The 24,040-nt window shown below is 64.7% G+C and carries 21 protein-coding genes; 14 read left to right on the top strand and 7 right to left on the bottom strand.

The annotated features are described in order from the left end of the window. The 3 genes from VF769_RS00580 to VF769_RS00570 all read right to left on the bottom strand — a co-directional run. A partial coding sequence (locus VF769_RS00580) for an argininosuccinate synthase (RefSeq protein ID WP_331006421.1) occupies positions 1-1,101 on the bottom strand: 1,101 nt, incomplete at its 3' end. A 71-nt stretch (positions 1,102-1,172) separates the two neighbouring features. Then, on the bottom strand, positions 1,173-3,110 hold the full coding sequence (locus VF769_RS00575) for a potassium transporter Kup (protein WP_331006420.1): 1,938 nt from the start codon (positions 3,108-3,110) through the stop codon (positions 1,173-1,175). A 154-nt stretch (positions 3,111-3,264) separates the two neighbouring features. Beyond that, positions 3,265-3,465 (bottom strand): succinate dehydrogenase assembly factor 4, encoded by a 201-nt coding sequence (locus tag VF769_RS00570; RefSeq protein ID WP_331006419.1) that lies wholly within the window; start codon positions 3,463-3,465, stop codon positions 3,265-3,267. 53 nt (positions 3,466-3,518) lie between these two features. Between VF769_RS00570 and htpX the strand changes: the two genes are divergently transcribed. From htpX to VF769_RS00500, 14 genes are all read left to right on the top strand, one after another. After that, the gene (gene htpX / locus VF769_RS00565; protein ID WP_331006418.1) at positions 3,519-4,445 is read left to right on the top strand and encodes a zinc metalloprotease HtpX; all 927 of its coding nucleotides are present in this window, start codon (positions 3,519-3,521) and stop codon (positions 4,443-4,445) included. Between the two features lie 135 nt (positions 4,446-4,580). Continuing rightward, positions 4,581-6,344: an autotransporter assembly complex protein TamA gene (locus VF769_RS00560; RefSeq protein ID WP_331006417.1), complete on the top strand. Its 1,764-nt coding sequence runs from the start codon at positions 4,581-4,583 to the stop codon at positions 6,342-6,344. Continuing rightward, positions 6,344-10,417 carry a translocation/assembly module TamB domain-containing protein gene (locus VF769_RS00555; protein WP_331006416.1) on the top strand — a complete coding sequence of 1,358 codons (4,074 nt, stop codon included), beginning with the start codon at positions 6,344-6,346 and terminating at the stop codon, positions 10,415-10,417. Before VF769_RS00560 ends, VF769_RS00555 begins: the two co-directional genes overlap by 1 nt. A gap of 82 nt (positions 10,418-10,499) precedes the next feature. Next, on the top strand, positions 10,500-11,552 hold the full coding sequence (obgE, locus tag VF769_RS00550; RefSeq protein ID WP_331006415.1) for a GTPase ObgE: 1,053 nt from the start codon (positions 10,500-10,502) through the stop codon (positions 11,550-11,552). Then, positions 11,540-12,667 (top strand): glutamate 5-kinase, encoded by a 1,128-nt coding sequence (gene proB, locus VF769_RS00545; protein WP_349258064.1) that lies wholly within the window; start codon positions 11,540-11,542, stop codon positions 12,665-12,667. Before obgE ends, proB begins: the two co-directional genes overlap by 13 nt. A gap of 5 nt (positions 12,668-12,672) precedes the next feature. Then, positions 12,673-13,932 (top strand): glutamate-5-semialdehyde dehydrogenase, encoded by a 1,260-nt coding sequence (locus VF769_RS00540; RefSeq protein ID WP_331006413.1) that lies wholly within the window; start codon positions 12,673-12,675, stop codon positions 13,930-13,932. Further along, on the top strand, positions 13,929-14,480 hold the full coding sequence (locus VF769_RS00535; protein ID WP_331006412.1) for a nicotinate-nucleotide adenylyltransferase: 552 nt from the start codon (positions 13,929-13,931) through the stop codon (positions 14,478-14,480). Before VF769_RS00540 ends, VF769_RS00535 begins: the two co-directional genes overlap by 4 nt. Positions 14,481-14,534: 54 nt before the next feature. Continuing rightward, positions 14,535-14,945: a ribosome silencing factor gene (gene rsfS, locus VF769_RS00530; protein ID WP_331006411.1), complete on the top strand. Its 411-nt coding sequence runs from the start codon at positions 14,535-14,537 to the stop codon at positions 14,943-14,945. Between the two features lie 3 nt (positions 14,946-14,948). Beyond that, positions 14,949-15,419 carry a 23S rRNA (pseudouridine(1915)-N(3))-methyltransferase RlmH gene (gene rlmH / locus VF769_RS00525; RefSeq protein ID WP_331006410.1) on the top strand — a complete coding sequence of 157 codons (471 nt, stop codon included), beginning with the start codon at positions 14,949-14,951 and terminating at the stop codon, positions 15,417-15,419. A gap of 28 nt (positions 15,420-15,447) precedes the next feature. After that, entirely contained in the window at positions 15,448-16,599 is a 1,152-nt protein-coding gene (locus VF769_RS00520; RefSeq protein ID WP_331006409.1) for a murein hydrolase activator EnvC family protein, read from the top strand. Positions 16,600-16,637: 38 nt separating this feature from the next. Further along, the gene (locus VF769_RS00515; protein WP_331006408.1) at positions 16,638-17,954 is read left to right on the top strand and encodes a S41 family peptidase; all 1,317 of its coding nucleotides are present in this window, start codon (positions 16,638-16,640) and stop codon (positions 17,952-17,954) included. An 81-nt stretch (positions 17,955-18,035) separates the two neighbouring features. Beyond that, positions 18,036-19,247, top strand: coding sequence for a divergent polysaccharide deacetylase family protein (locus VF769_RS00510; protein WP_331006407.1), 1,212 nt, complete (start codon positions 18,036-18,038; stop codon positions 19,245-19,247). Continuing rightward, complete coding sequence (locus VF769_RS00505) at positions 19,244-19,744, top strand: RNA pyrophosphohydrolase (RefSeq protein ID WP_331006406.1); 501 nt, start codon at positions 19,244-19,246, stop codon at positions 19,742-19,744. The genes VF769_RS00510 and VF769_RS00505 overlap by 4 nt, the downstream gene beginning before the upstream one ends. Positions 19,745-19,781: 37 nt before the next feature. Beyond that, on the top strand, positions 19,782-20,630 hold the full coding sequence (locus VF769_RS00500) for an alpha/beta hydrolase (RefSeq protein ID WP_331006405.1): 849 nt from the start codon (positions 19,782-19,784) through the stop codon (positions 20,628-20,630). Here VF769_RS00500 and VF769_RS00495 read toward each other — a convergent pair. From VF769_RS00495 to atpD, 4 genes are read right to left on the bottom strand one after another with little or no spacing between them, the layout of a single operon-like run. Next, the gene (locus VF769_RS00495) at positions 20,627-21,637 is read right to left on the bottom strand and encodes a metallophosphoesterase (RefSeq protein ID WP_331006404.1); all 1,011 of its coding nucleotides are present in this window, start codon (positions 21,635-21,637) and stop codon (positions 20,627-20,629) included. The two genes, VF769_RS00500 and VF769_RS00495, sit on opposite strands and share 4 nt — an antisense overlap. 19 nt (positions 21,638-21,656) lie before the next feature. Further along, entirely contained in the window at positions 21,657-22,058 is a 402-nt protein-coding gene (locus tag VF769_RS00490; protein WP_331006403.1) for a F0F1 ATP synthase subunit epsilon, read from the bottom strand. A 42-nt stretch (positions 22,059-22,100) separates the two neighbouring features. Beyond that, the gene (locus tag VF769_RS00485; protein ID WP_331006402.1) at positions 22,101-22,577 is read right to left on the bottom strand and encodes a hypothetical protein; all 477 of its coding nucleotides are present in this window, start codon (positions 22,575-22,577) and stop codon (positions 22,101-22,103) included. Then, positions 22,577-24,001 carry a F0F1 ATP synthase subunit beta gene (gene atpD, locus VF769_RS00480; RefSeq protein WP_331006401.1) on the bottom strand — a complete coding sequence of 475 codons (1,425 nt, stop codon included), beginning with the start codon at positions 23,999-24,001 and terminating at the stop codon, positions 22,577-22,579. Before atpD ends, VF769_RS00485 begins: the two co-directional genes overlap by 1 nt. Positions 24,002-24,040 lie beyond the last annotated feature (39 nt).

Genomic DNA, 24,040 nt, shown 5'->3' with positions numbered 1-24,040 from the left:
CGAGTCGCGTCCGACAACGATGACGTTGCCCTTGTACAGCTTGACACGCACCCAGCCGTTGACGACCTGCTGCGTGTGATCGATCAGCACCTGCAGCGCCTTGCGCTCGGGTGCCCACCAGTAGCCGTTGTAGACCAGACTGGCATAGCGGGGCATCAAGTCGTCCTTCAGGTGCGCGACTTCGCGGTCGAGGCAGACGGATTCGATCGCACGATGCGCCTTCAGCATGATCGTCCCGCCCGGCGTTTCATAGCAGCCTCGCGACTTCATGCCGACATAGCGGTTCTCGACCAGATCAAGGCCGCCAATACCGTGCTTGGCGCCGAGGCGATTGAGTTCGGTGAGCAGCTCGTGCGCCTTCATCGGCTTGCCATTGATGGCGACGAGATCGCCGCGCTCGAAATTGAGGGTGATGACCTCAGCTTGGTCGGGCGCCTCTTCCGGCGTGATGGTGCGGCGATCGCCGCGCTTGGAGACGATATCCGGCACTTCAACGTCCGGGTCCTCAAGCACGAGCCCTTCGGACGAGGTGTGCAGCAGGTTCGCGTCGATCGAGAACGGCGCTTCTTGTTCTTTGTTCTTAGCGATCTCGATGCCGTGCTTGCGCGCGTAATCGAGCAGCGCGGGGCGACCCTCGAATTCCCACTCGCGCCATGGCGCGATCACCTTCACGTCCGGCTTCAGCGCGTAATAGCTGACCTCGAAGCGGACCTGATCATTGCCCTTGCCGGTGGCGCCGTGGCTCACGGCGTCGGCGCCCACGAGGTTAGCGATCTCGATTTGGCGCTTGGCGATCAGCGGGCGCGCGATCGAGGTGCCGAGCAGGTATTGGCCTTCATAGAGCGTGTTGGCGCGGAACATCGGAAAGACGAAGTCGCGGACAAATTCCTCGCGCAGATCGTCGATGAAGATGTTCTCCGGCTTCACACCGGCTTTGATCGCCTTCGCGCGGGCGGGCTCCAGCTCCTCGCCCTGGCCGAGGTCAGCGGTAAAGGTGACGACCTCACAGCCATAGGTCTCCTGCAGCCATTTCAGGATGATGGAGGTGTCGAGGCCGCCCGAATAGGCGAGCACAACCTTGTTGACCTTGGACTGAGACATGACGCGCGTTCCCGCATTGAAAAGCGGGGCTTTCCTTTCACAAGCACGCGTTCAAATCAACGCGGCAGGCGTCACACCATCACCTGATTGCCCAACTCCACGGCCCGTCCGGACGGGATGTGGAAGAAGTCCGTCGCGTTGGTGGCGTTGCGGGCGAGGAAGATGAAGAGGTGATCCTGCCAGAGCGGCATGCCGCTCTTCTCGCTTGGCACGATGGTGCGACGGGAGAGGAAGAAGCTCGTCTTCATGATATCGAACTTCAGGCCGTGCTTGCGCGCTTCGGTGAGCGCTTTGACGACGTTCGGTGTTTCCATAAAGCCGAACGTGAGCTGGACGCGCTTTACGTCCGGCATAAAGTCCTCGATCTTCACGCGCTCACTCTCGGGTGCGCGCGGGGCGCCGAGCGTCCGCACCGTTAGGATGATGATCTGCTCGTGCAGCACCTGATTATGTTTTAGGTTGTGTAGCAGCGCCGCCGGCGCCACCTCCGGATCACCAGTCAAGAAAATCGCCGCGCCACGCACGCGGTGCGGCGGGTGGTGTGAGAGTGTCTCGAACAGTTTTGCGAGCGGTTCGTCGCGACGCACGGTCTCGGCCAGCAGGCGCGAACCGCGCACCCACGTCCACATAATCAGCACGAGTCCCATCGCCACCATCAAGGGTACGAAGCCGCCTGACCACACCTTCAGCATATTGGACGAAAAGAACGTCATTTCGATCAAGGCAAACGGCGCGCAGGCCACCGCCGCCAGCCATACGGGACGTTTCCAGAGCTTCCAGATCGCGAAGAAGATCAGCGCGGTCGACACCAGCATCTCACCCGACACGGCGATGCCATACGCTGAAGCCAGGCGGCTGGACGAACCAAACGCCAGCGCCAGGATGAGAACGCCCGCAAGCATCAGCCAATTGACTTGCGGCATATAAATCTGACCGGCCTGGGTCTCGGATGTCCGGCGAATTTCCATGCGCGGCAGGATGCCGAGCTGAATGGCCTGTTGCGTAATGGAGAAGGCGCCCGTTATCACCGCTTGGCTGGCGATAATCGTGGCCATCGTCGCCAGCAACACGACCGGCAGTCGCGCCCAATCGGGCGCCAGCATAAAGAAGAGATTATCGAGCGCCTGCGGATTCGAGAGCGCCAATGCCCCCTGCCCAAGATAATTGAGCGTGAGGCACGGCAGGATCACGAAAATCCAAGCACGGCTGATAGGCTTTCGGCCGAAATGGCCCATATCGGCGTAGAGGGCTTCCGCGCCGGTGACGGCTAAAAAAACCGCGCCGAGCACGACGAACGAAAGGCCCGCATGACTAACGAAAAACGCCAATGCCGGCGCGGGCGAAAGCGCTTCAATTATGCCGGGGTCATCGGCAATATGCAGAACACCGAGCGCCGCCATGGTTAGAAACCATACCAAGGTGATGGGGCCAAACAGGGCGCCGATTTTCGCTGTGCCGTGGCTCTGAACGAAGAACAACGCGATCAGTATGACGATACTGATCGGCAGTATCCACGGATTGATATAGGCCTCCACACCAGGCACGGCGCGCAAGCCCTCAACCGACGAGATGACGGAGATCGCAGGCGTAATCAGCGCGTCTGCATAGAAGAGAGAAGCGCCCAGCATCCCCGCCCCGAGCAGGAAAACACTCGGCTTCTCGAACGCCTTGCGCACCAGCGCCATGAGAGAGAGCGTCCCGCCCTCTCCCTTGTTATCAAGGCGCAGCAGCACGAACACCGATTTGATGGTGACGACGATGATGAGCGCCCAGAAGATCAGCGACACGATGCCTATCACTTCTGCGCGCGTCGGCAGTGTCGCATAATCGTTGGTGACGATGCGCAGGCACTCGCGCAACGCGTAGAGCGGGCTGGTGCCGATGTCGCCATAGACGACGCCGATCGAGCCGATGAGGAGCGCCCAGAATCCGGTATGCGCAGCGTGGCCGTGGCCGCCGCTTTCTGCATTTCTTTCCGGCTTGGGCGCGTCGGCGGACGCCTGCGCCATGTCGTGTTCCCCTTCGGGCGGACAATGCGGCCCGATCCCGGGGCGCGCGTTTACGCCTTTTCACCTAGAGGGGCAAATCATTGCGACCAGGGGGCTTGTGGTTTGGTTAGCGGGACGGCTTTTCCGTTGCCGAGGCGTCCAGCGTTCATCCTTGTCAAAAATCCGAGACGATGCCTTTGCGCTCCCAGTCGCCATAACGGGTCGGTTCCGGGCCGCTAGGGCCGCCAATCTCCTTGGCGAGCTTTTCGGCCTCGCGGCGACGCTCCGCTGCCTCCGCGAGCGCGCGCTGGGCCTCCGGTGTTAGCACCTTGGGCTCCTTTGCGGGCTCCGCAGCGTCCGGTTTCGCATCGTCCATATTGAACCTCACCTGTACGCACTCGATATCATCGCTCGTACGTGAGGAGAAAGATGAACCATCTCAAGACCTACATCCTGCTGGCCGCGATGACGGCGCTGTTTGGCGGCGTCGGTTATCTGGTCGGCGGAACCGGCGGCATGCTGATCGCTCTGGTTGTCGCAGCCGCGATGAACGCGTTCGCGTACTGGAATGCCGACAAGATGGTACTGCGCCATTTCCGCGCGCAGCCGGTGGCGCCGGGCCACCCCGATCCTCGGGTGCGCGCCTATTACGAGGACACGCTGGCGCTCGCGCAGCGGGCTGATATACCGCCGCCAAAGATATACATTATCGACAACCCGCAACCCAATGCGTTCGCGACCGGTCGCGATCCCCAGAATGCCGCCGTGGCCGCGACGAGCGGCTTGCTTGGGCTTTTGTCGCGCGACGAAATTCGCGGCGTGATGGCGCACGAACTCGCGCACGTGAAAAACCGCGACACGCTGACGATGACCGTGACGGCGACGATTGCGGGCGCGGTGGCGATGCTGGCCAATTTCGCGCTCTTCTTCGGCGATCGCGACCGCAATCCGTTGGTCGGTTTGGCGATTATGTTCCTGGCGCCGATCGCGGCGTCGTTGGTGCAGATGGCGATCAGCCGCGCGCGCGAGTACGAAGCCGACCGCATTGGCGCGGAGATTGGCGGCGAACCAGAAGCGTTGGCGCGGGCGTTGGAGAAGATCGAAGCTTACGCACGCCAGCGCGTGAACATGGACGCCGAGCGCAACCCGGCGATGGCGCACCTCTTCATCATCAACCCACTCTCGGGTCGGGGCGCGGACAATTTGTTCTCCACTCACCCCAATACGAGGAACCGCATCGCCCAACTGAGCGAGATCGCGCGCCGTTTCGGTCGACCAACGATGAGCGCCCAGCAAGCCTCTGATACCGGCCCTTGGGGCGCGCGTAGCGGGCGTCCGAAGGGGCCTTGGGGTTAAAGCGCGGCAAGTTCGCCGACTGCCTTCCTTACGTCTTGATTTTGTAAGTAATTTGGCCTGGCCGCAGAACGCAGGCCGGGCCTTATGGTTAATGATGCGCTAACCGTCGTCGCGCGAGCATTGCTGAAGCTCGCGATGCGCCTTTTTCCCGTCCTTCCAGCCGCCTTGGCCGCGGTGATCGGCTTCGCCGCCGACGCCCCGCCCGCATGGGCGGATTCGCCCGTCATCATGGAAGGCGCCGACGAGGAAACGCGCGAAGCGATCCTCAATCTGCTGCCCGATCGCGAGACGCCGACGAGTCTATTCGAAGCCGAACGCATCGCAGAGGAAGCCGCATCGCGCGCGCGCGCGTGGTTGCGCTCCGAGGGCTATTACGCAGCGATCGTGACACCGGAAGCGAACGAAGAGCCCGTGTCAGCGCGACTGGTGATCGCGCCCGGTCCCCGCTTTCGCTTCGAGGCGCCGCAAATCACCTTTATCGGCGCATCGCCGGATCAAGCCAGCGCGGAGGCCGCGCGGACTGCGCTGGAGCCCGTGCAGGCGGGCGAGGCGGCGCGCGCTGAAGCGGTGCTGCTGGCCGAAAGCAGCGCGCTCGCGGCGTTGCAGAACGCCGGCTATGCGGACGCCAACTCGGGCGAACGGCGTGTGGTGGTGGATCATGCCACCGCACGCGTCTCCACGGACTTCCGCTTCAACGCCGGCAGCGTGGCGCGGTTGGGCGCGGTTCGAGCGGAGCCTGCGGACGTCTTTCGCCCGGGATTCATCAGCGACCTGCAGAATTGGGACGACGGCGAAGCGTACACGCCAGACGCGCTGCAGCGCTTGCGCCGAGATCTGAGTGCGACCGGCGCGGTGTCTCGTGTGACAACGCGCCTCGATGCCCCGAACGCAGATGGCGTCAGGGATGTGATTATCGAGCTAGAGCCCGCGAAACGTAACGCGTACGAGCTTGGAGTCGGCTACTCGACGACCGAGGGCGTCGGCGTGCAAGCTGCTTGGACGCGCCGCAACTTCACGGGACGCGCCGATGCGCTGACTGTCGAAGGCACGCTGGCCGAACTCACCCAAGGAGTAAGCGTTGAACTTGCGCGGCCACACGCGGCGGGATTAGGCCACACAGTCACTTTCGGCGCGACAGCGGAGCGCGAAGCGCTGGAGGCTTACACGCGCCAGGGCGTGGCGCTCTACGGTTCGGTGGATGCCTCGACGAGGCTGCGGCTTGGGCTGAGCTACGGCGTTCAACTTGCCGCCGACCAATATGATGATCTGCAGGGCAGCATCCGCGACGCAGTCGTGCTGTCGGGCTTCGCGAATGTGCGGAATGATTCAACCGGCTACACGCTCGATCCGCGCGATGGCTCGTTGGTGGAATTGCGCGTCGAGCCTTCGGTGTCGACGGGCGACGAAACACTGGGCTTCGTGCGCGGCACCGCCGAAGGGCGCATCTATGAATCGTTCGGCCGCGAGGACAGCATCACGCTCGCCGCGCGCATCAAGGCGGGCTGGCTCGAAGCGGTGTCTGGTGATGTGAACGACGTGCCGCCGGATCGGCGCTTCTACGCGGGCGGCGGCGGATCCGTGCGCGGCTACGAATACAACTCCATCTATCCCGCCGAGCGCGATTTGCTCGGCCTGACGCCCGGCGGTCAGGGTTTGCTCGAAGGTTCACTCGAAGTGCGTTGGCGCCTGACCGAGCGCTGGGGCGTGGCCGCCTTCCTGGATGGCGGCGCGGCGTTTGACGATTGGGGTGAAGCGACCGATTTGAGCTACGGCGCCGGTTTTGGCGTGCGCTACGATTTGGGCTTCGCACCCTTGCGCGCCGACATCGCCTTCCCGCTGGACGGCGACGAATCGGATGCGGATTTCGCGCTCTATATCAGCCTCGGGCAGGCGTTCTGATGAGCGATGCGCCCGAGACTCCGAAGCGGAAACGGCGACGCTGGTGGGCGTATGCGGCGGGCGGCGTTGCCGTCGGCGCGGGCTTGGCGACAGCGATTGGGCCGGGCGCCGCCTGGATCGTGGACCAGCTTGCCGACGGACAGCGCGTCTGGCGGCTGGGACGTATCGAGGTGCACGAAGTTCGCGGCGGCTGGCTGGGTGATCTGCGCGCCGGGCGCGTCACTCTCGAGGACGAGGAAGGCGTCTGGATCGAAGCCCGCGATGTCGCGCTCGGCTGGCGGCCGCAAGACATTGCGTTTGGCGCGGTGCGGCTCGACGTGGCGCGCGCGCGAAGCATCACAATCTTCCGCCAGCCCGCTTTGTTGGAGAAGCGTCCATCAAGTGGAGCGAGCTTCGACGTGCGTATTGGCGCGTTGGAGGTCGAAACGCTTGCGCTGGAAGAGGCGGTTCTTGGCGAGCCGGCGACGTTCTCCGTCGATCTCGCCCTGGACTACCGCGATCGCTCGCTGGAGGGCCTTGATCTCAATCTCCGCCGCACGGATTCCGATGCCGATCACCTCGCGGCCGTCTACCGACCTGACATCGAATACGCGTTGCGCTTGGATGCGCGCGGAGACGCTGGCGGTGTTTTTGCCCGCGCCTTGGGCGTGCCGGAGCAAAGCGTGCGCGCTCAGGCCCGGAGCGAAGGCGATGCACAGACAGGCGCCGCCACATTCGCCGCACGGATTGGCGAAACGTCTCTGCTCGAGGGGGCGGCGCGATGGACGCCTATGGAATGGACACTCGAGGCGCGCGGACGTCTTGATCTACTGCCCAGCTTCCAGGCCCTCGCCGCGCGGATTGGCGACGCCGCCTCGCTTCAAGCATCTGGGGCGCGCCTGGGCGAATTCACCCTACGCGCGGAAACCAATTTTCTGGCGCTGGATCTCCAAGGCGAACTCGACGCCGAGCGCCAGCTTGTGGGCCCGGCGCGTCTCGTCGCGACGAGCAATCGCGTCTCCGACATCGCGCGCGAATCCCCCTTTGAGCTCGGCGCGGCGCGCCTTGAGGGCGAGTTAAGACGCGCACGCGGCGCCACCGCCATTCAAGGGACGCTGGACGCGGAAAGCGTGAACGCGTTCGGACAGAGTACCCCCCTACGCGGGCCGGTGGAAATGTCGCTTTCGCCAGAGCTCTTCCAGCTGGAGGCCGACCTCCGCGCGCCCGCGCGGACGGCGCCGATTTTCACGCGCGCGCGGCTTCGCACGGAGATGTCCTTCGATCGCAGGCGCGGGCGCTTTGAATTGTCGCGCGCGCAATTGACCAGCGACGCCCTGGACATGCAGGCGCAAGGCTGGACCAACCGCAGCGACGGCGAGTTTGCTGGCGAGTGGCGAGTGAACACGCTGGCTGCATTCTCGCGTAACATGCAGGGACAGATTGGCGGCCGTTGGCGGGCGTTCGCCGAGAACGTCGCCCCCGCGCGGAGCTGGACCGTCACCATTCAAGGCGCAGGTGAACGCGTCGGCGGCGCACCCCAGATCGTGCCGCAATTGCTCGGCTCATCGCCGCGCCTCGACGCGCGACTGCGCGCCGAGAATGGCGGCCTCACCGTTTCGCATGCACGCATTGACGGCGCGAAGCTGCGCGCGGCCGCGACCGGACGCGTTGTCAGAGGACAAGCGGACTTGGCGCTGGAAGCAAGCGCGCGCGGACCGCTTGATCTGGGCGGCGCAGAGATCGCCGGTGTGATCGACGCCACAGGCCGCCTCACCGGCCGCATCGCGCAGCCGACTCTGACCGCCAATGCGAGCATGTCGAGTTTCAGCGCCGGCGGCGTCGTGATTGAACAGCCCACCCTTACCCTGACGCTGGCCCCCGGCGCCGACGGCTACACCGGCCGCGCTCAAGTGCAGGGCGCGACGTCCGGGCAGCCTGTCAGCGCCAGTTCGAACGTCGCCCTCGTCCGCGGCGCTGTTGCGTTGGACAATCTCGATGCTCAGGTCGCGGCGATGCGGGCGCAAGGTTCGGCCATGTTCGGCAGCGAAGGGGTCAGCGCCGAACTGGCCGTCAATGGGCTCATCGACGGGCTCGTGCCTGGTGTGACAGGCCGCATGTTGGGCGATCTTTCGCTGACGCCGGAGACGTTGATCCTCGACGCGCAGATCGCCGACGCACGCATGGGCGAGTTGCGTGTGCGCGCGGCGAACCTTCGCGCCGAGGGGCCGTTTAACGCGATTGCCGCGCGCTTTGACATGCGTGGACGCTTGCGACAGGCGCCGCTCGCCTTCGCAGGCGGCGCGGCGCTTGATCTCGACGGCGAAAACACGCTGCGCGTCGAGGGGCGCGGCACGCTCGCGGACGCCGAAATATTCACGCGGGCGCCCATCCAAGCCGCCTGGCGCAACGGTCGCATGGACGCGTCAATGAATGTCGCGATCGGCGACGGTGTCGTACAAGCGCAATGGGAGGAACGCGGGCGCGCCCTGTCCGGCACGGCGCAGATTGAGGACGCGCCGTTGATGCCGTTGGCGCAAATCTGGGGTGAGCGCGCCGAGGGTCGCATCGATGGACGCGTTACCCTCGCCAACCGAGGCGGCGGCCTGAGCGGGGCCGCCGATGTGCGGCTCGACGATGCGCGCTTTGCTGGACGACAACGTGGTCGCCTGGACATGCACATCGTCGCCGACCTCGATCCGAGCCGCTTGCGCGCCAACGTGAACGCCACGTCCACAGAAGGTCTCGTCGCGCGGTTTGAAGCGGACGCGCCGGTAGAGACGAGTGCTGCGCCGATCCGCATTGCGCTCGCCCGCGAACGGCGCGGACGCGCGGAATGGTCGGTGCGGGGACCTGCTGAGAGTCTCTGGGCCGCTGCGCGACTGCCCGACCAGTCGCTGCAGGGTCAACTCGACGGAGAAGGCGAAATCGCGTTTGGCGCTGGCTATCTTTCTGGCGATGGCCACATCGAGATTGTCGATGGCCGTTTCGAAGACAAGCTCACCGGCATCAGACTCGTCGACCTCGATGCGCGCATAGCGCTCGACGATCGCGGCGTGACGATCGAAAATTTCGCGGCAGCGGGTCCGCGCGGCGGGCGACTCACAGCGACGGGCGGCAGCGCCAACCAACGCGAAGGGCGCATCGCGGTGAACGTACAGGATCTGCGCGTCGCCGATCGGCCCGATGCGCGCGCGGTGGCGAGTGGCGAATTGGAGCTGGTGTGGGAAGGGCTGCACTCCTCGCTGACCGGCGCCCTCAATATCAGCTCGGCTGAACTCGATATCGCATCCAGCCCCGATGCGGGCATCCCGACGATCGACGTCGTGGAGATCAATCGGCCCGACGAAGAGGATTACGGCGAGATTGAAATCGCGCCGCGCCGCAACGGGGCAACGACGCTCGACGTGCGCGTGACTGCGCCTGGGCGCGTGTTTACACGTGGACGTGGGGTCGATGCGGAATGGGCGCTCGATCTCAGGCTGGCCGGCACGTCGCGCAATCCGCTCGTCTACGGCGAAGCGCGCACCGTGCGCGGCACCCTCGCCCTCTCCGGCCAGCCGTTCGAAATCGAGGACGACTCACGGATAACCTTCAACGGCGATCCGCTCGACGCGGAGATCAATCTGCGCGCGACGCGCGACACAGCCGACCTCACCGCTTACGCGCACCTCACGGGCACGGCGCGTGATCCAGAAGTGTCCTTCACCAGCGACCCTGGACTGCCAGAGGATGAAATCCTGCCGCAAGTGCTGTTCGGCCGTTCGGTCGAGGATCTCTCGGCGCTGGAAGCGGCGCAGCTCGCCGCGAGCCTCGCGGCTCTTTCGGGCAACGCGTCGCTTGACTTGGTTGACGCCGCACGCGCGGCGGCCGGGCTCGACCGGTTCAATGTGCGCCAGGACGAAGACGGCGGCTTCCTCGTCGCCGGCGGCGTTTACCTTACGCGGGACGTCTACATCGAAGTCGCACGCACCGGGCTCGGCGAAGCGCAATCGACCGTCGAATGGACGATCCGCCCGCGCCTGGTGCTCATCACGAGCTTCCTCAGCAGCGGCGACCAGCGCGTTTCGCTGCGTTGGCGGCGCGAGAGTGATTGAGAAAATGGGCAGCGGGCGGTAGGCAATGGGCGATTGGGGCGCCAGATACCCTATTGCCCATTACCCCTGTCATTGCCTCCTCATGAAATTCCTGGATCAGACCAAAATCTACGTGCGCTCCGGCAACGGCGGCGCCGGCGCGGTTTCCTTCCGGCGCGAGAAATTCATCGAGTATGGCGGCCCGGATGGCGGCGACGGCGGCCGCGGCGGCGACGTGTGGATCGAGAGCGCGGACGGCCTCAACACACTGATCGATTATCGCTACCAGCAGCACTTCAAAGCCGCCACCGGCGGACACGGCATGGGCAAGAGCCGCCACGGCGCCGACGGCCAATCCATCACCCTGAAAGTGCCGACCGGCACGCAGGTTCTTGAGGAAGATAAAGAGACGGTGATCGCCGATCTCGACAAGCCGGGCATGCGTATCCTGATCGCCAAGGGCGGCAATGGCGGCTTCGGCAACGAATATTTCAAGTCGTCGACCAACCGTGCGCCCTACCACGCCAATCCCGGTCAAGAAGGTGAAGAGCGAACCCTCTGGTTGCGGCTGAAGCTCATCGCGGATGCAGGACTTGTAGGATTGCCGAACGCCGGCAAGTCCACATTCTTGCGCGCCGTGAGCTCCGCGACACCGAAAGTGGCGGATTATCCCTTCACAACTTTGCACCCGCATTTGGGCGTGGTGACAGTGAGCGACAGCGAACGCTTCATCATGGCGGACTTGCCCGGCCTGATCGAAGGCGCGGCGGAAGGCACAGGCCTTGGCACCCGCTTCTTGGGTCATGTCGAACGCTGCGTGGCGCTCGTACATCTGATCGACGCGACAGCGGACAGCGCGACGGAAGCATACCGCACCGTGCGCCACGAGATTGAGGCGTATGGGGCGGGTCTGGCCGAAAAGCCTGAGATCGTCGCGCTCAACAAGATCGACGCACTCACACCGGCGGAAGCGAACCGCAAACGCGCGGCGCTGTCGCGCGCGATCGGCAAAGAGGTGCGCTTAGTGTCTGGCGTGGCCGGAACCGGCGTCCGTGAACTGGTGAACGATATCGCCGCGATGCTGCGTGCGCGTCGTGCGGATGAGATTCGGCAAGAAGAAGAGCAAAGCTCTCCCGCTGGCGAGTGGACGCCGTGAGCACGCCGCTCAGCAACGCGAAGCGCATCGTCATCAAGATTGGTTCCGCGCTCTTGGTCGATGGCGCGACAGGGCAACCGGCGCGCGCTTGGCTCGCCGCGCTGGCGGACGACGTCGCCGAAGCGCGCAAAGCCGGCCAGGGCGTGCTGATCGTTTCGTCAGGCGCGATTGCCTTGGGGCGGCGCGTACTGGGATTGAACAAAAGCGCACGGCTTGAAGAGAAGCAGGCGGCGGCGGCGGCGGGCCAGGCGCGTTTGATGGGCGCATATGAAGAAGCCTTTGCACGCCATGGTATCCCAGTGGCGCAAGCCCTGCTCACACCGGACGACACAGAGCGGCGACGGCGCTGGCTTAATGCGCGCGCGACGTTGGATACGCTGCTCGATCTGGGCGCCGTGCCGATCGTGAACGAAAACGACACAGTGGCGACAGCGGAAATCCGTTATGGCGACAATGATCGCTTGGCGGCGCGCGCGGCGCAGATGGTGTCGGCGGATGCGCTCGTGTTGTTGTCGGATATCGACGGATTGTATGAGCGCGATCCACGTAGCGATCCGAGCGCATCTTTCGTGCCGCAGGTGACGGAGATCACGCCCACCATCGAAGCAATGGCCGGCGGCGTGAACGAGACGGCGGGGGTAGGTTCCGGCGGCATGCGCACCAAGATCGAAGCGGCGAAGATCGCGACGGCCGCGGGCTGCGCCGTGGCGATCACCAAAGGCGCCGAATTCAATCCGCTGTCGCGACTGCAGGCGGGCGCGCGCGCGACCTGGTTCTTGCCGCATGCGACGCCGCGCGCCGCCTACAAGGCTTGGATTGCTGGGCGGCTTGATCCACAGGGCACATTGGTGGTCGACGCAGGCGCCGTGGCGGCGCTGCGCGCGGGCAAGAGCTTGTTGCCGGCGGGTGTCACGGAGGTGCGCGGCGCATTCGAGAAGGGCGACGCGGTGCGGATCACCGGGCCCGACGGCGTCGAGATCGGTCGCGGATTGGCGCGATATGACGCCAGCGATGCGGCGCGCATCAAAGGGCTGAAAAGCGCGGCGATCATAGAAACGTTGGGTTATGAGGCGGGCGCGGCGCTGGTGCATGCGGACGATCTGGTCGTAAGATGAGCGCCATGAGCACGCTTGAGACTCAGATGCTGGAGCTCGGCCAACGCGCGCGCGCTGCGGGTCGTGCTGTGCGCGACGCTGATGGCGCAACGCGGACCGCGGCGCTGGAAGCGATGGCGCGGCGGCTGCGCGACGCGGCGCCAGAAATCTTGCGCGCCAATGCCGAAGACGTGGAGCGCGGTCGCGCTAATGGCTTGGCCGAGAGCTTCATCGATCGCCTCGCGCTGGATGAGACGCGGCTTGAAGGCGTGGCCAAAGGCGTGGATGTCGTGGCCGCACTGCCCGACCCCGTCGGCGCCACGCTCGCGGAATGGACGCGGCCGAACGGCCTGCGCATCGCTCGAGTGCGGACGCCGATTGGCGTGATCGGCATGATCTTCGAGAGCCGGCCCAACGTGGCGGCGGACGCTGCGGCTTTGGCGCTGCGTGCGGGCAATACGATTATCCTGCGTGGCGGCTCGGACAGCGCGGCGTCCGTTGCAGCGATTGGCGAGGCGTTGCGCGGCGCATTGCGCGACTCGGGCTTGCCGGAAGATACGGTGCAGATCGTACCGAGCGCGGACCGTGCTGCTGTGGGCATGATGCTGGCCGGCTTGGGCGGCGCGATTGATGTGATCGTGCCACGCGGCGGCAAATCGCTGGTGGCGCGCGTGCAGAACGAAGCGCGCGTGCCGGTGTTCGCGCACCTGGAAGGCATTTGCCACACTTACATCCACGCGGCAGCGAAAGCGCACGAAGCGATTGCGTTGACGGTGAACGCGAAAATGCGGCGCGTATCGGTGTGCGGCGCGACGGAGACGCTTCTGATCGATCGCGAGATTGCGCCCGCATTGTTGCCGAAGATCGCCGCGGCGCTGGTTGAGCGCGGCTGCGAGTTGCGCGGCGATGACGAGGCGCGCGCGATTGTTGAGATGAACGCGGCGCGGGAAGAGGATTGGAGCACGGAATATCTCGCGCCGATCCTTTCCGTGCGCATTGTTGGCGGCGTCGATGAGGCCATCGCACATATCGCCAAATACGGTTCGCAGCACACCGAATGCATCGTCACCGAAGATCAAGCGGTCGCAGACAAATTCTTGCGCGAGGTCGATAGCGCGATCGTTCTGCACAATGCGTCGACGCAATTTGCCGACGGCGGTGAATTCGGCTTTGGCGGCGAGATCGGCATCGCGACCGGGCGCATGCATGCGCGCGGGCCGGTGGGCGCTGAACAATTGACGACGTTCAAGTACGTCGTGCGCGGTTCGGGGCAGACGCGGCCGTGAGGCGGGGGCTGCCGATCGCCTATCCCGGCATGAAGATCGGGTTGTTCGGCGGCAGCTTCGATCCCGCGCACGAAGGCCACGCGCACGTGGCCGAGACGGCGTTGCGACGGCTCGGACTTGATCGGGTCTGGTGGCTGGTGTCGCCGCAGAATCCGCTCAAGCCGAAATCGAGTCCCATTGGACAACGCCTCGCCTCTGCCCGAGGCGTGGCGCGTGGATCGCGGATGGTCGTCACGGATATTGAAAGCCGCCTCGATTGCGCTTTCACCTATCAGACCCTCCGGCAGTTGAAGCGGCTTTATCCCGGGGTGCGGTTTACGCTCGTAATGGGGGCGGACAATCTGGCCAACTTCCGCAAATGGCGAAAATGGCGCGAGGTCGCCCGCGCCGTGCCGATCGCCATTGTCGCCCGTCCCGGCGCTGGTCCGCGGCTGCGCCTCTCAGCGCCCAAGGGCTGGAGCCACTTGAATGCAAGGCACAATTTCCAGTCCTCCACCTCGCTCCGGGGCCGCCGCCGCCAGGCTGTGGCGAAACCGGGCCAGAAGTGATAGCGTTCAATTTATCCTGGGGATGAAGAAGGAACCCACGTTCTGTCGCCTGAAATGAAACGCGAAGCCGCCGCGCCCGAAGCTGGCAAGCCGCGCGATCCGAACCGGCCTGCGCCCGGGATCGATGTCGAAGCCGCCACGCAAGTCATTCTCAGCTCGCTTGAGGACGACAAGGCCGAGGAAATCGTCTCGATCGATATACGTGGCAAATCTTCCTTCGCCGACATGCTTGTCGTGGCCTCCGGTCGCTCGGCACGTCACGTCGGCGCGTTGGCCGATCATGTCATGCGCAAGCTCAAAGAAGCGGGCGTGAAGGACGTGCGCGTCGAAGGCATGCCTCAAGCTGATTGGGTGTTGGTCGATGCGGGCGACGTGGTCGTGCATCTGTTCCGCCCAGAAGTGCGCAGCTTCTACAACATTGAGAAAATCTGGTCCGGCAATCACACGACGGCGCTGCCGAGCTAAGCCATGCGTGTGATCATTGCTGCAGTGGGCCGGCTCCGCGATGGGCCGGAAGCGGCGATGACGGCGGACTACATCGCGCGCGCAAACGCCGCCGCGCGATCGCTCGGTTTTAGAGGTTTCGAACTCATTGAGGTCGAAGGTAAACCTGCGGGCGATCAGCGCGCGGAAGCGTCCGCGCTGTTCAAAGCGACCCCGGACAATTCGCGCAAAATCCTGCTTGATGAGCGGGGCGCGGAATGGGCGTCGCGGCAAATGGCCGAAAAGCTCGCGCGCTGGCGCGACGATGGCGTGCCGGCCTTAACGTTTTGGATAGGCGGCGCCGACGGCGCGTCACAAAGCCTTAAGGACCAAGCTGACGAAAAGCTGGCTTTCGGGCGACAGACTTGGCCGCATCGCCTCGTGCGTGTGATGATTTCCGAGCAAATTTACCGGGCTGTGACGATTTTGAGCGGTAATCCCTACCATCGGGACTGAAAGATCCCGGCTTTGGTGATGGTGGATTATGGCTCGAGGCGCAGGACGCGCCCGCGCCCTCGTCGCATGTGCGTTTGCCACGCTCGCGATGTGCCTAGGGAACGCGGACGCCCAGACCCGACGAACGGCCAGCCAGGCCGAGCGCGAACGCCGCGTCGAGACCGCGCGCGCGGAGCGTCTTCGCACGGAAGCCAACGCCGCGCGCCGTGAAGTTCGCCAACTCGATGCCCGCCTCGCCGCCGCGAACCAACGCCGCCAGGAAGCCGAAATCGCCGCCATCGAGGCTCAGGCGCGCCTCGATGCGCTGCGCGCGCAAATTGACACGGACACGGTCCGTCGGCGCAACGCGCAGAGCGCGCTTGAATCAGCGCTGATCGCCGCTGCTTTCGCCGAGCGTCGCGTGGAGCCGCGCGCCACACGCGCCGGGATTTTCGCCCGCGCCGCGGCGCCGAGTTTCGCCCGCGTTGAGCGCGCTTCCGCGGCTTCCATCGCGCAAGCGCGCCAGCTTGAGATCGCCATCGCCCAAGAACAGATCACGCTTGCCGAGGCGCAGCAGGCGCTTGAGACCGAGCGCACTGAAATCGCAGGCCTCATTGCCCAACGTCGCGCGGCGCAATCTCAACTCACGCGCGAGGCCAGCGCCGCCGACCGCCGCGCCCGCCAGCTCGCGGCTGAAGCGCGGACCCTGCGGGAACTCGCGCAACGGGTGCAGCAGGCGACGCCGCGCGCCGCCGCCAGCACAACACCGGCGCCCAGCGGACCTTCCGCGATTCCAGCGGCATGGATGGCGCCCGCCGAGGGCCGTATTACACGCAATTATGGCGCACGGGACGCCGACGGGCTGCCCTCACAAGGCGTCATGGTGCGCACGGCGTCCGGCGCGCGCGTCATTGCGCCGGCCAACGCTGAAATTGCCTATGCGGGGGTGTTCAGAAGCTACGGCCAAGTCTTGATCCTGAACGTGGACGGTGGTTACGCTCTCGTCCTCACCGGACTTGAAACGATCCAAGCCCGCGTGGGGCAGACTGTCAGCGCCGGCCAGACGATCGGACAAATGCCCAGTTCGGACACGGCGGCGCCGGATTTGTATGTCGAAGTAAGGCGATCCGGGCAGCCCGTGGATCCTGGGCGGTGGCTCAGCGCACGGCTTGCGGGCGGATCGAACGTTAGGGCTGGTTAACACCTTGCGGGCGAGATATCGCCCTGGGGGATTTGAATATGCGGATTGCGTGGATTGCAGCGCCCGTCGCCGGCATGGCGGCTCTTGTCGGCGCTCTGGCTTGGTCCGCGCCTGAAGACGCCGGTCGCGGCGATATTTACCGCCAGCTCGAACTATTCGCCGACGTACTCGCCCGCGTCGAGCAGGATTACGTCACCGAGATCAACGAAGAAGAGGCGATGGAGGCGGCCATCCAAGGGATGCTCGCTTCGCTCGACCCGCACTCCTCTTACATGAACGCCACTGACTACCGCGAAATGCAGACCCAAACGCGCGGCGAGTATGGCGGCCTCGGCATCGAAGTCACGAGCGAGGAAGGCGTTGTCCGCGTGGTTTCGCCAATCGACGGCACGCCGGCGGCGCGCGCTGGCATCCAGGCCGGCGATTATCTGACCGCGATCGACGGCGAGAGCATTGTCGGTCTCACCCTGAACGACGCCGTGCGGCGCATGCGCGGCGAGGCGGGGTCAAGCATCACCGTCACGGTCGCGCGCGAAGGGACCGATCCCTTTGACGTGACGCTGCAGCGCGAGATCATCAACGTGCGCGCCGTAACGGCGCGCGTCGACGGTGATATTGGCATCATCCGTATTTCCACCTTTAACGAGCGCACCAGCGACATGCTGCAGGATGCGATCCGCACCGTGCGTCGCGATACGGGCGGACGTCTGCGCGGCGTCGTTGTCGATCTGCGTAACAATCCGGGCGGTCTGCTCGATCAGGCGATCGAAGTCTCCGACGCCTTCCTCGATGGCGGCGAAGTGGTCTCCACGCGCGGTCGCCAGCCGGAAGACGTGCAGCGCTACAACGCGCGCCGCGGCGAGGACCTCGCCGGCGTGCCGGTCGTCGTGCTGATCAACGGGGCCAGCGCCTCCGCGGCGGAAATCGTCGCCGGCGCGCTGCAGGACCGTAATCGCGCGCTGATCGTCGGCACGGACTCGTTCGGCAAGGGCTCGGTGCAGACGGTGATCCCGCTGCAAGGCGGCCGCGACGGCGCATTGCGGCTGACCACGGCGCGCTACTACACCCCCGCCGGCCGCTCGATCCAAGGCGCCGGCATCACCCCCGATATGGAAGTGGCCGCCCGCCGCATCGACGCGGAACAGATCGCGCGCCTGGAACGCCTCGGCGTGTCAGAAGCCGATCTGCCAAACGCGCTCGACAACGATTCGGGCGCGCAACGTCGCGCCGTGCACGTGCCAGAGGACATGCCGCCGGAAAACTGGGACGAGGACGAGGATTACCAGCTCAAGCGGGCCATGGATTTCCTGCGCCAAGGCACGGTTGCGGAACGTCTGCGCCAGCGCGCCGGCTAAGCGTTAACACTTTAGACTCAAGGCGTTTCAGGTCGTCCGGCCTAGTGACGCGCGCCGCGAATTCATGGATGTTTCGGACCCATGATTCGCCCGCGAACAAGCGCGCCCGGGCTTGCGCGGAAACCCGCGTCGGCGGCAAAGCCGGGCAGCGCACCGCAAGTCAATCACCGCTTTCTCGCGCTCGGGGTCGCCGCCCTGATCGCGCTGGGCGCGTTCGTGGCGATCCAAGTCTTTGGCGATCCGAGCGCTGCCGGCCCTCGCCGCGTCGTCGCCTTGGCGCCGACCGACGCCGCCGCCGATGCACCGACCGTAAGCTTCGCCGACGCCGCGATTGATGAATCCGGCGATTATCAGATGTTCGGCATCGACGAACTGCCCGACGCCGGCGTCGGCGCTGAAATCGGTGAGATCGGCCCCGACGGTGAATTGCGCGTGGCTGTCGTCGAAGCGCCGGAAGCCTCGCGTCGACCGCCGCCAGCGTCACCGCTGCCGCGCGCGCCGATCGCCGGCATGACCGAACCCGGCCCAAACGGCGTCCTGCCGATCATCGCCGCGAACGGCCGCACGCCTGCACAAGCCTATGCGCGGCCTTACACCCCCGTGCAGGGACGCCCGATGATCGCGATCGTGATTGGCGGCCTAGGTTTCAACGCACGCGCCACCACGCAAGCGATCGATGAGCTTCCAGCGGAGGTCACCCTTTCCTTCGTCCCCTACGCCAACGATTTGCAGGGCTGGATCGATCGCGCGCGCGCGCGCGGCCATGAGGTGCTGATCGAATTGCCGATGGAGCCGTTCGATCCAGACGCCGACGACACCGGTCCACAGACCCTGCTCGCCTCCGCAACGCCGCAGCAGAACACAGCGCGGCTAGAACAATTGCTTTCGCGCGCGGCCGGCTATTTTGGCGTCACGAACTACCAAGGCGCACGCTTCGCAACGTCGGCGCAAGCATCCGCCCCAGTTGTACAACAATTGCGCCGCCGCGGTTTGGTCTTCCTTTCCACTGGCATTGGCCAGCGTACCGCCCTCAGCGTTGAAGCGCAGCGCGCTGGTCTTCCGAGCACCGCTGCGGACCGCATCATCGACGCGCGCCGGGAGGCCGAGGCGATCGATGACCAATTGCTCAATTTGGAGGCGCTTGCGCTGCAAAATCAGAGCGCGGTCGGGGCTGGTTTTGCGTATCCTGTCACTATGGAGCAGGTCGGTCGCTGGGCCCGTGAGGTGGAATCGCGCGGATATGAATTGGCGCCAGCTTCGGCCGTGCTGAACGCACGCGCCGCGCGCCGATGACAGAGTCACGCGATCCCAAAAAGTATCGCCCCAATGTCGGCCTAGCGCTGTTCCACCGCGACGGCCTGATCTTCCTTGGAAAACGCGCAGGCGCCGAAGGCCCCTATCAGTGGCAGATGCCCCAAGGCGGCGTCGACCGCGGCGAGTCCACGCTGGAAGCGGCGTATCGCGAACTTGAAGAAGAGATTGGCGTAAGGTCAGAGCACGTCGATCTGCTCGAAGAAACGGCAGATTGGTTTTATTACGAATTCCCCATCGACGTGCGCACAAAAATGAAGCCACGCGGTCGTTACCTTGGCCAACGGCAGAAATGGTTCGCGTTCCGCTTCAAAGGCCGCGACGCCGACGTTAAACTCGACACGCATACGCCTGAGTTCAGCGATTGGCGCTGGGCCGCGTTGGAGACAGCGCCCGGCTTGGTGATACCATTCAAGCGCCCGACGTACGAACAAGTGGTGCAGCGGTTTAAGAAGTACAGCGTGGGGGACTCCAAATGAATCTCTGCCCGATGGGCGCCGCTGAGGCCGCCCGCGCATGAAGAGCAATACTGTCGTAACGCCCGTGGTGTTCGTGCACGGCGCGTTTTGCGGCGGTTGGGCGTTCGATGCATTTCGCGAGCCGTTTGAAGCGGCGGGATTCGAAACGCACGCGCCTAATCTTCCGCATCACGAACGCGGCGCCGATCTCGAGCAACTCGCGCAAGCGGGTCTGAAGGATTACTCGAAATCGATCGTGCATTATCTGCATGGTCTGCGCGCGCCGCCGGTATTGGTGGGCCACTCGCTGGGCGGGTTGGTGTCGCAAATGGCGGCGATGCACACGCCCGTCGCTGGCCTTGTATTGCTCGCGCCGAGCGCACCGTGGGGCGTGATGCCGACGACGCTGGAAGAGCACGGCAGCCAGTTTGGCTTGTCGCTGCTCGGCGATTACTGGCGCAGGCCTATCCCCCCGGATTATCGCGTTGCGCGCAACACGACGCTTGATCGTTTGGAGCGCGAAGATGCGCGCCGTGCGTTCGCGCGTTTCGTGCCAGAGAGCGGCCGCGCGATCCGTGAGGCCGTGCAATGGTGGTCGGATCATTCGATGTCGGCGCAGGCGCCTGTCTATCGCATTGCAGCGCCGGTGCTGGGCCTGGTGGGCGGGCGCGACCGCGTGAATCCATCGAGCACGGTGCGGCGCGTGATCTCGCGCTTCCCAGGCAATCAGGCGCACTTCCATGAATTTCCGAACATGAGCCATTGGCTGGTCGGTGAACCAGAAGCGCCGGACGTCGCCGCGCTTACATTGCAATGGCTTGAAGCGCGCGGCATTGGGCCGAAGCCGGTGAAGGCGAAGCGCAGACAGCTGTCGTTATTTGGCTTCGGCGACGGCGCCGGCGCTTAGTCTGCTTCCGCGTGGGCTGAGGCGCCGCGAATTGTGATCAGTGCAATCTCTGGCGGCGATCGAAATCGCACGGGCAGCGTGCTCGTGCCGATGCCGCCCGTTGTGTAGAGCGTGCGGCCATTCTCTTCGACGAGATGGCATTCGTAGGCCCGGTTTTGCACCACGCTCGCTGGACGGCCGATCAGCGGGATCGTCACCTGCCCGCAATGGGAGTGGCCTGCGAGCATGAGCGCTGGGCCATCCGGCATGTCAGCGAAATTGTCGGGGTTATGCGCGAGGATGATCGTGTCCGTATCGGCGGGCGCGCCATCGAGTGCGGCGTCGAAGTCGGGATCGCCAGTCCACGCATCGGCAATGCCGGCGATAACGATTGCGCCACCACTGCGGCGGACGACAATGTGTCTATTCCAAAGCGCCGCGACGCCGGCATCTTGCAGCGCGCTAGTGACTGCGCCTCGGCCATACCAGGAATCGTGATTGCCAATGACGGCGACTGCGCCATGGCGCGCGTTGAGCGCGCCAAGTGTCGCGATGCCGCCGAGGATCTCCTGGTTCTCCGCCGGCGTGCGCTCCGCTACGGGCGCGTGCCCGTTCACGAAGTCGCCGAGCATGACGACCAGCTCGGGCCGCAATTCGTTCAGGCGTTGGACGATGCGCCCCATCCGCGCCGCATCCACATGCGGACCGCCGACATGCACATCGCTGATCGCAGCGATCGTCAACGGCGCGCCGCGCCAATCGTCGCTGACGATTTCGACCTGACGCACGACCAGCGTGTTGGGTTCAACGAACCAGGCGTAGATGTTGAGCCAATAGCCGACTTCAACAACGGCGATCGCGCCGAACGCCAGCCAGCGCGTGCGCGGCGTCAGCGAACGCCAGCGACGCACGAGCCAAACGCTCGCCCACGCGATCAGCGCAAAGCCGACAATTGCGCCAATCAGCGCCGGCAGCAATTGAGGGTGCAGCATCGCGGCGAGATTGAACCGGCCAGCTATGGCCGGCAAGCGCAGCCTTAGTGCAGATCTAGTGCAGCGCGGCTTTTAATGCTTCGATACGCGCCAGTGCGCGCTCGGCGGCCTCGCGCTTCGCATCACTGCCCAACGAGTCACGCAAGTCATCTTGGGCGTTTTTCAGTTGCTGCTCGACTTCGGCGCGGTCGATGTCGACAAGATCGATCGCTTCTTCGGCGAGTACGGTGAGGCCATCCGGCGTCACGTCCGCGAAGCCGCCATTGACGAAGATGCGGCGCTCGGAGCCGCCGTCGATCACCCGCAGCGCGCCTGGCTTGATCACGCTCATCACCGGCGCATGGTTCGGCAGCACGCCAAAGTCGCCTTCCGAACCCGGAACGACCACTTGATCGACATCGCCGTGAAACAGCTCACGCTCCGGCGACACGAGGGCAAAGTTGAGTTTATCAGCCATCATTCAATCCTGTGCTGACACCGCAATGTTCAGCCCTGAGCTTCAGTTTTGGCGCTGCGCGGCGCGAATCTTGATCCAGAGACCACGATCCTGTTTTGCGTCCGGCGTCGGGTACATAACCTCGATGAACCCTACGCGTCCGTTGCTGAAATCGACGCGATAACCGCGCGACCGCAGATGCGCCTTCTCAGGGTGCTTGATCTCCGGCCGGATCGACACCTGCGGATAAGCGCGCTTCAGCTCCGACTCAACCAGCGCCGGTGTCGTCTGATAGTCGCCGCCGAAGAACCAGATGTTCACGTCCGAACCCAGCAGGTGCGCAAAAACTGCGCCTCCAGAATTGTTCGGATAGGCAATGCCCACGCCGCTGTTCGGCAGGTTCAGCTTATCCCGCTCCTCAGGCAGCAAGTCGCGGCCGGGAAAAATCGGCTCACGCATGATTGTGTCGTCTTCCACCGTCGGCAACGCGCCTTCGATGAGCAAACGCGCCGCCATGGCTCCGAGGGAAAGATCGGTCATTAAGCCGCCTCTGCCGCCAGACGTTGCGCCTTCGCGATCGCCTCTTCGATCGAGCCGACCATGTAGAACGCCGGTTCGGGAAGGTGATCGTAATCGCCGTTCACCAAGCCTTTGAAGCCGCGGATCGTGTCCTTCAGATCGCAGAGCACGCCCGGCGAGCCGGTGAAGGCTTCCGCCACGTGGAACGGCTGCGACAGGAAGCGCTCGATCTTACGCGCGCGAGCGACGACGAGTTTGTCGTCTTCCGAGAGCTCGTCCATGCCGAGAATGGCGATGATGTCTTGCAGCGCTTTGTAACGCTGCAGCGTCTCTTGGACCTGACGCGCCACTTGATAGTGCTCTTCACCCACGACGTTCGGATCGAGGATACGCGAGGTGGAATCGAGCGGGTCGACGGCTGGGTAGATGCCCTTCGCCGCGATGTCGCGCGAAAGCACGGTCGTGGCGTCCAAGTGCGCGAACGACGTCGCCGGCGCGGGGTCGGTCAAGTCGTCGGCGGGCACGTAGATGGCTTGCACCGAGGTGATCGAGCCCTTGGTGGTCGAGGTGATGCGCTCTTGCATCGCGCCCATTTCGGTCGCGAGCGTCGGCTGGTAGCCGACCGCCGAAGGAATACGGCCCAAGAGCGCCGACACTTCCGAGCCGGCTTGGGTGAAGCGGAACACGTTGTCGACGAAGAACAGGATGTCCTTGCCCTGATCGCGGAAGTGTTCCGCGATGGTGAGGCCCGAGAGCGCCACGCGGGCGCGGGCGCCCGGCGGTTCGTTCATCTGGCCGAACACCAGCGCGCAACGCGAGCCTTGGCCCCCGCCGTGCTTGTTGACGCCCGACTCGATCATTTCGTGATAGAGGTCGTTACCCTCGCGCGTGCGCTCGCCGACGCCGGCGAACACCGAATAGCCGCCGTAGGCCTTGGCGATGTTGTTGATGAGTTCTTGGATCAACACCGTCTTGCCGACGCCTGCGCCGCCGAACAGACCGATCTTGCCGCCCTTCGAGTACGGGCAGAGCAGGTCAACGACCTTGATGCCGGTGACGAGGATTTCCGGCAGCGGCTTTTGGTCGACGAAGTCCGGCGCCGGTTGGTGGATCGCACGCGTCGCTGTGGCCTTCACCGGGCCCGCCTCATCGATCGGCTCACCAATGACGTTCAGAATGCGGCCGAGCGTTTCTTCGCCGACCGGCACCGAGATCGGCGCGCCGGTATCGGTCACGGCTTGGCCGCGCACGAGGCCGTCCGTCGCGTCCATCGCGATCGTACGGACAGTGTTCTCCCCGAGGTGGGTCGCCACTTCGAGCACGAGGCGGTTGCCGCCATTCGTGGTTTCGAGTGCGTTGTAGATGTTCGGGAGCGCGCCATCGAATTCGACGTCGACGACGGCGCCGATCACCTGGGCTACGCGGCCTTTTCCTTGCTGTGCCATTTCTCTTCCTCGGTCAGTTCGTGTGCGGCGGCTCGCGCC

Source organism: Vitreimonas sp. (assembly GCF_036392335.1).
Classification (GTDB): domain Bacteria; phylum Pseudomonadota; class Alphaproteobacteria; order Caulobacterales; family Aquidulcibacteraceae; genus Vitreimonas.
This window is presented reverse-complemented; position numbering and strand designations above follow the sequence as displayed.

What these genes read in the sequence shown, in the direction of transcription:
- VF769_RS00575 (WP_331006420.1), bottom strand. Translation starts at nt 3,110, where the DNA reads ATGGCGCAGGCGTCCGCCGACGCGCCCAAGCCGGAAAGAAATGCAGAA.
- VF769_RS00570 (WP_331006419.1), bottom strand. Translation starts at nt 3,465, where the DNA reads ATGGACGATGCGAAACCGGACGCTGCGGAGCCCGCAAAGGAGCCCAAG.
- htpX (WP_331006418.1), top strand. Translation starts at nt 3,519, where the DNA reads ATGAACCATCTCAAGACCTACATCCTGCTGGCCGCGATGACGGCGCTG.
- VF769_RS00560 (WP_331006417.1), top strand. Translation starts at nt 4,581, where the DNA reads ATGCGCCTTTTTCCCGTCCTTCCAGCCGCCTTGGCCGCGGTGATCGGC.
- VF769_RS00555 (WP_331006416.1), top strand. Translation starts at nt 6,344, where the DNA reads ATGAGCGATGCGCCCGAGACTCCGAAGCGGAAACGGCGACGCTGGTGG.
- obgE (WP_331006415.1), top strand. Translation starts at nt 10,500, where the DNA reads ATGAAATTCCTGGATCAGACCAAAATCTACGTGCGCTCCGGCAACGGC.
- VF769_RS00540 (WP_331006413.1), top strand. Translation starts at nt 12,673, where the DNA reads ATGAGCACGCTTGAGACTCAGATGCTGGAGCTCGGCCAACGCGCGCGC.
- rsfS (WP_331006411.1), top strand. Translation starts at nt 14,535, where the DNA reads ATGAAACGCGAAGCCGCCGCGCCCGAAGCTGGCAAGCCGCGCGATCCG.
- rlmH (WP_331006410.1), top strand. Translation starts at nt 14,949, where the DNA reads ATGCGTGTGATCATTGCTGCAGTGGGCCGGCTCCGCGATGGGCCGGAA.
- VF769_RS00520 (WP_331006409.1), top strand. Translation starts at nt 15,448, where the DNA reads ATGGCTCGAGGCGCAGGACGCGCCCGCGCCCTCGTCGCATGTGCGTTT.
- VF769_RS00515 (WP_331006408.1), top strand. Translation starts at nt 16,638, where the DNA reads ATGCGGATTGCGTGGATTGCAGCGCCCGTCGCCGGCATGGCGGCTCTT.
- VF769_RS00510 (WP_331006407.1), top strand. Translation starts at nt 18,036, where the DNA reads ATGATTCGCCCGCGAACAAGCGCGCCCGGGCTTGCGCGGAAACCCGCG.
- VF769_RS00505 (WP_331006406.1), top strand. Translation starts at nt 19,244, where the DNA reads ATGACAGAGTCACGCGATCCCAAAAAGTATCGCCCCAATGTCGGCCTA.
- VF769_RS00500 (WP_331006405.1), top strand. Translation starts at nt 19,782, where the DNA reads ATGAAGAGCAATACTGTCGTAACGCCCGTGGTGTTCGTGCACGGCGCG.
- VF769_RS00490 (WP_331006403.1), bottom strand. Translation starts at nt 22,058, where the DNA reads ATGGCTGATAAACTCAACTTTGCCCTCGTGTCGCCGGAGCGTGAGCTG.
- VF769_RS00485 (WP_331006402.1), bottom strand. Translation starts at nt 22,577, where the DNA reads ATGACCGATCTTTCCCTCGGAGCCATGGCGGCGCGTTTGCTCATCGAA.
- atpD (WP_331006401.1), bottom strand. Translation starts at nt 24,001, where the DNA reads ATGGCACAGCAAGGAAAAGGCCGCGTAGCCCAGGTGATCGGCGCCGTC.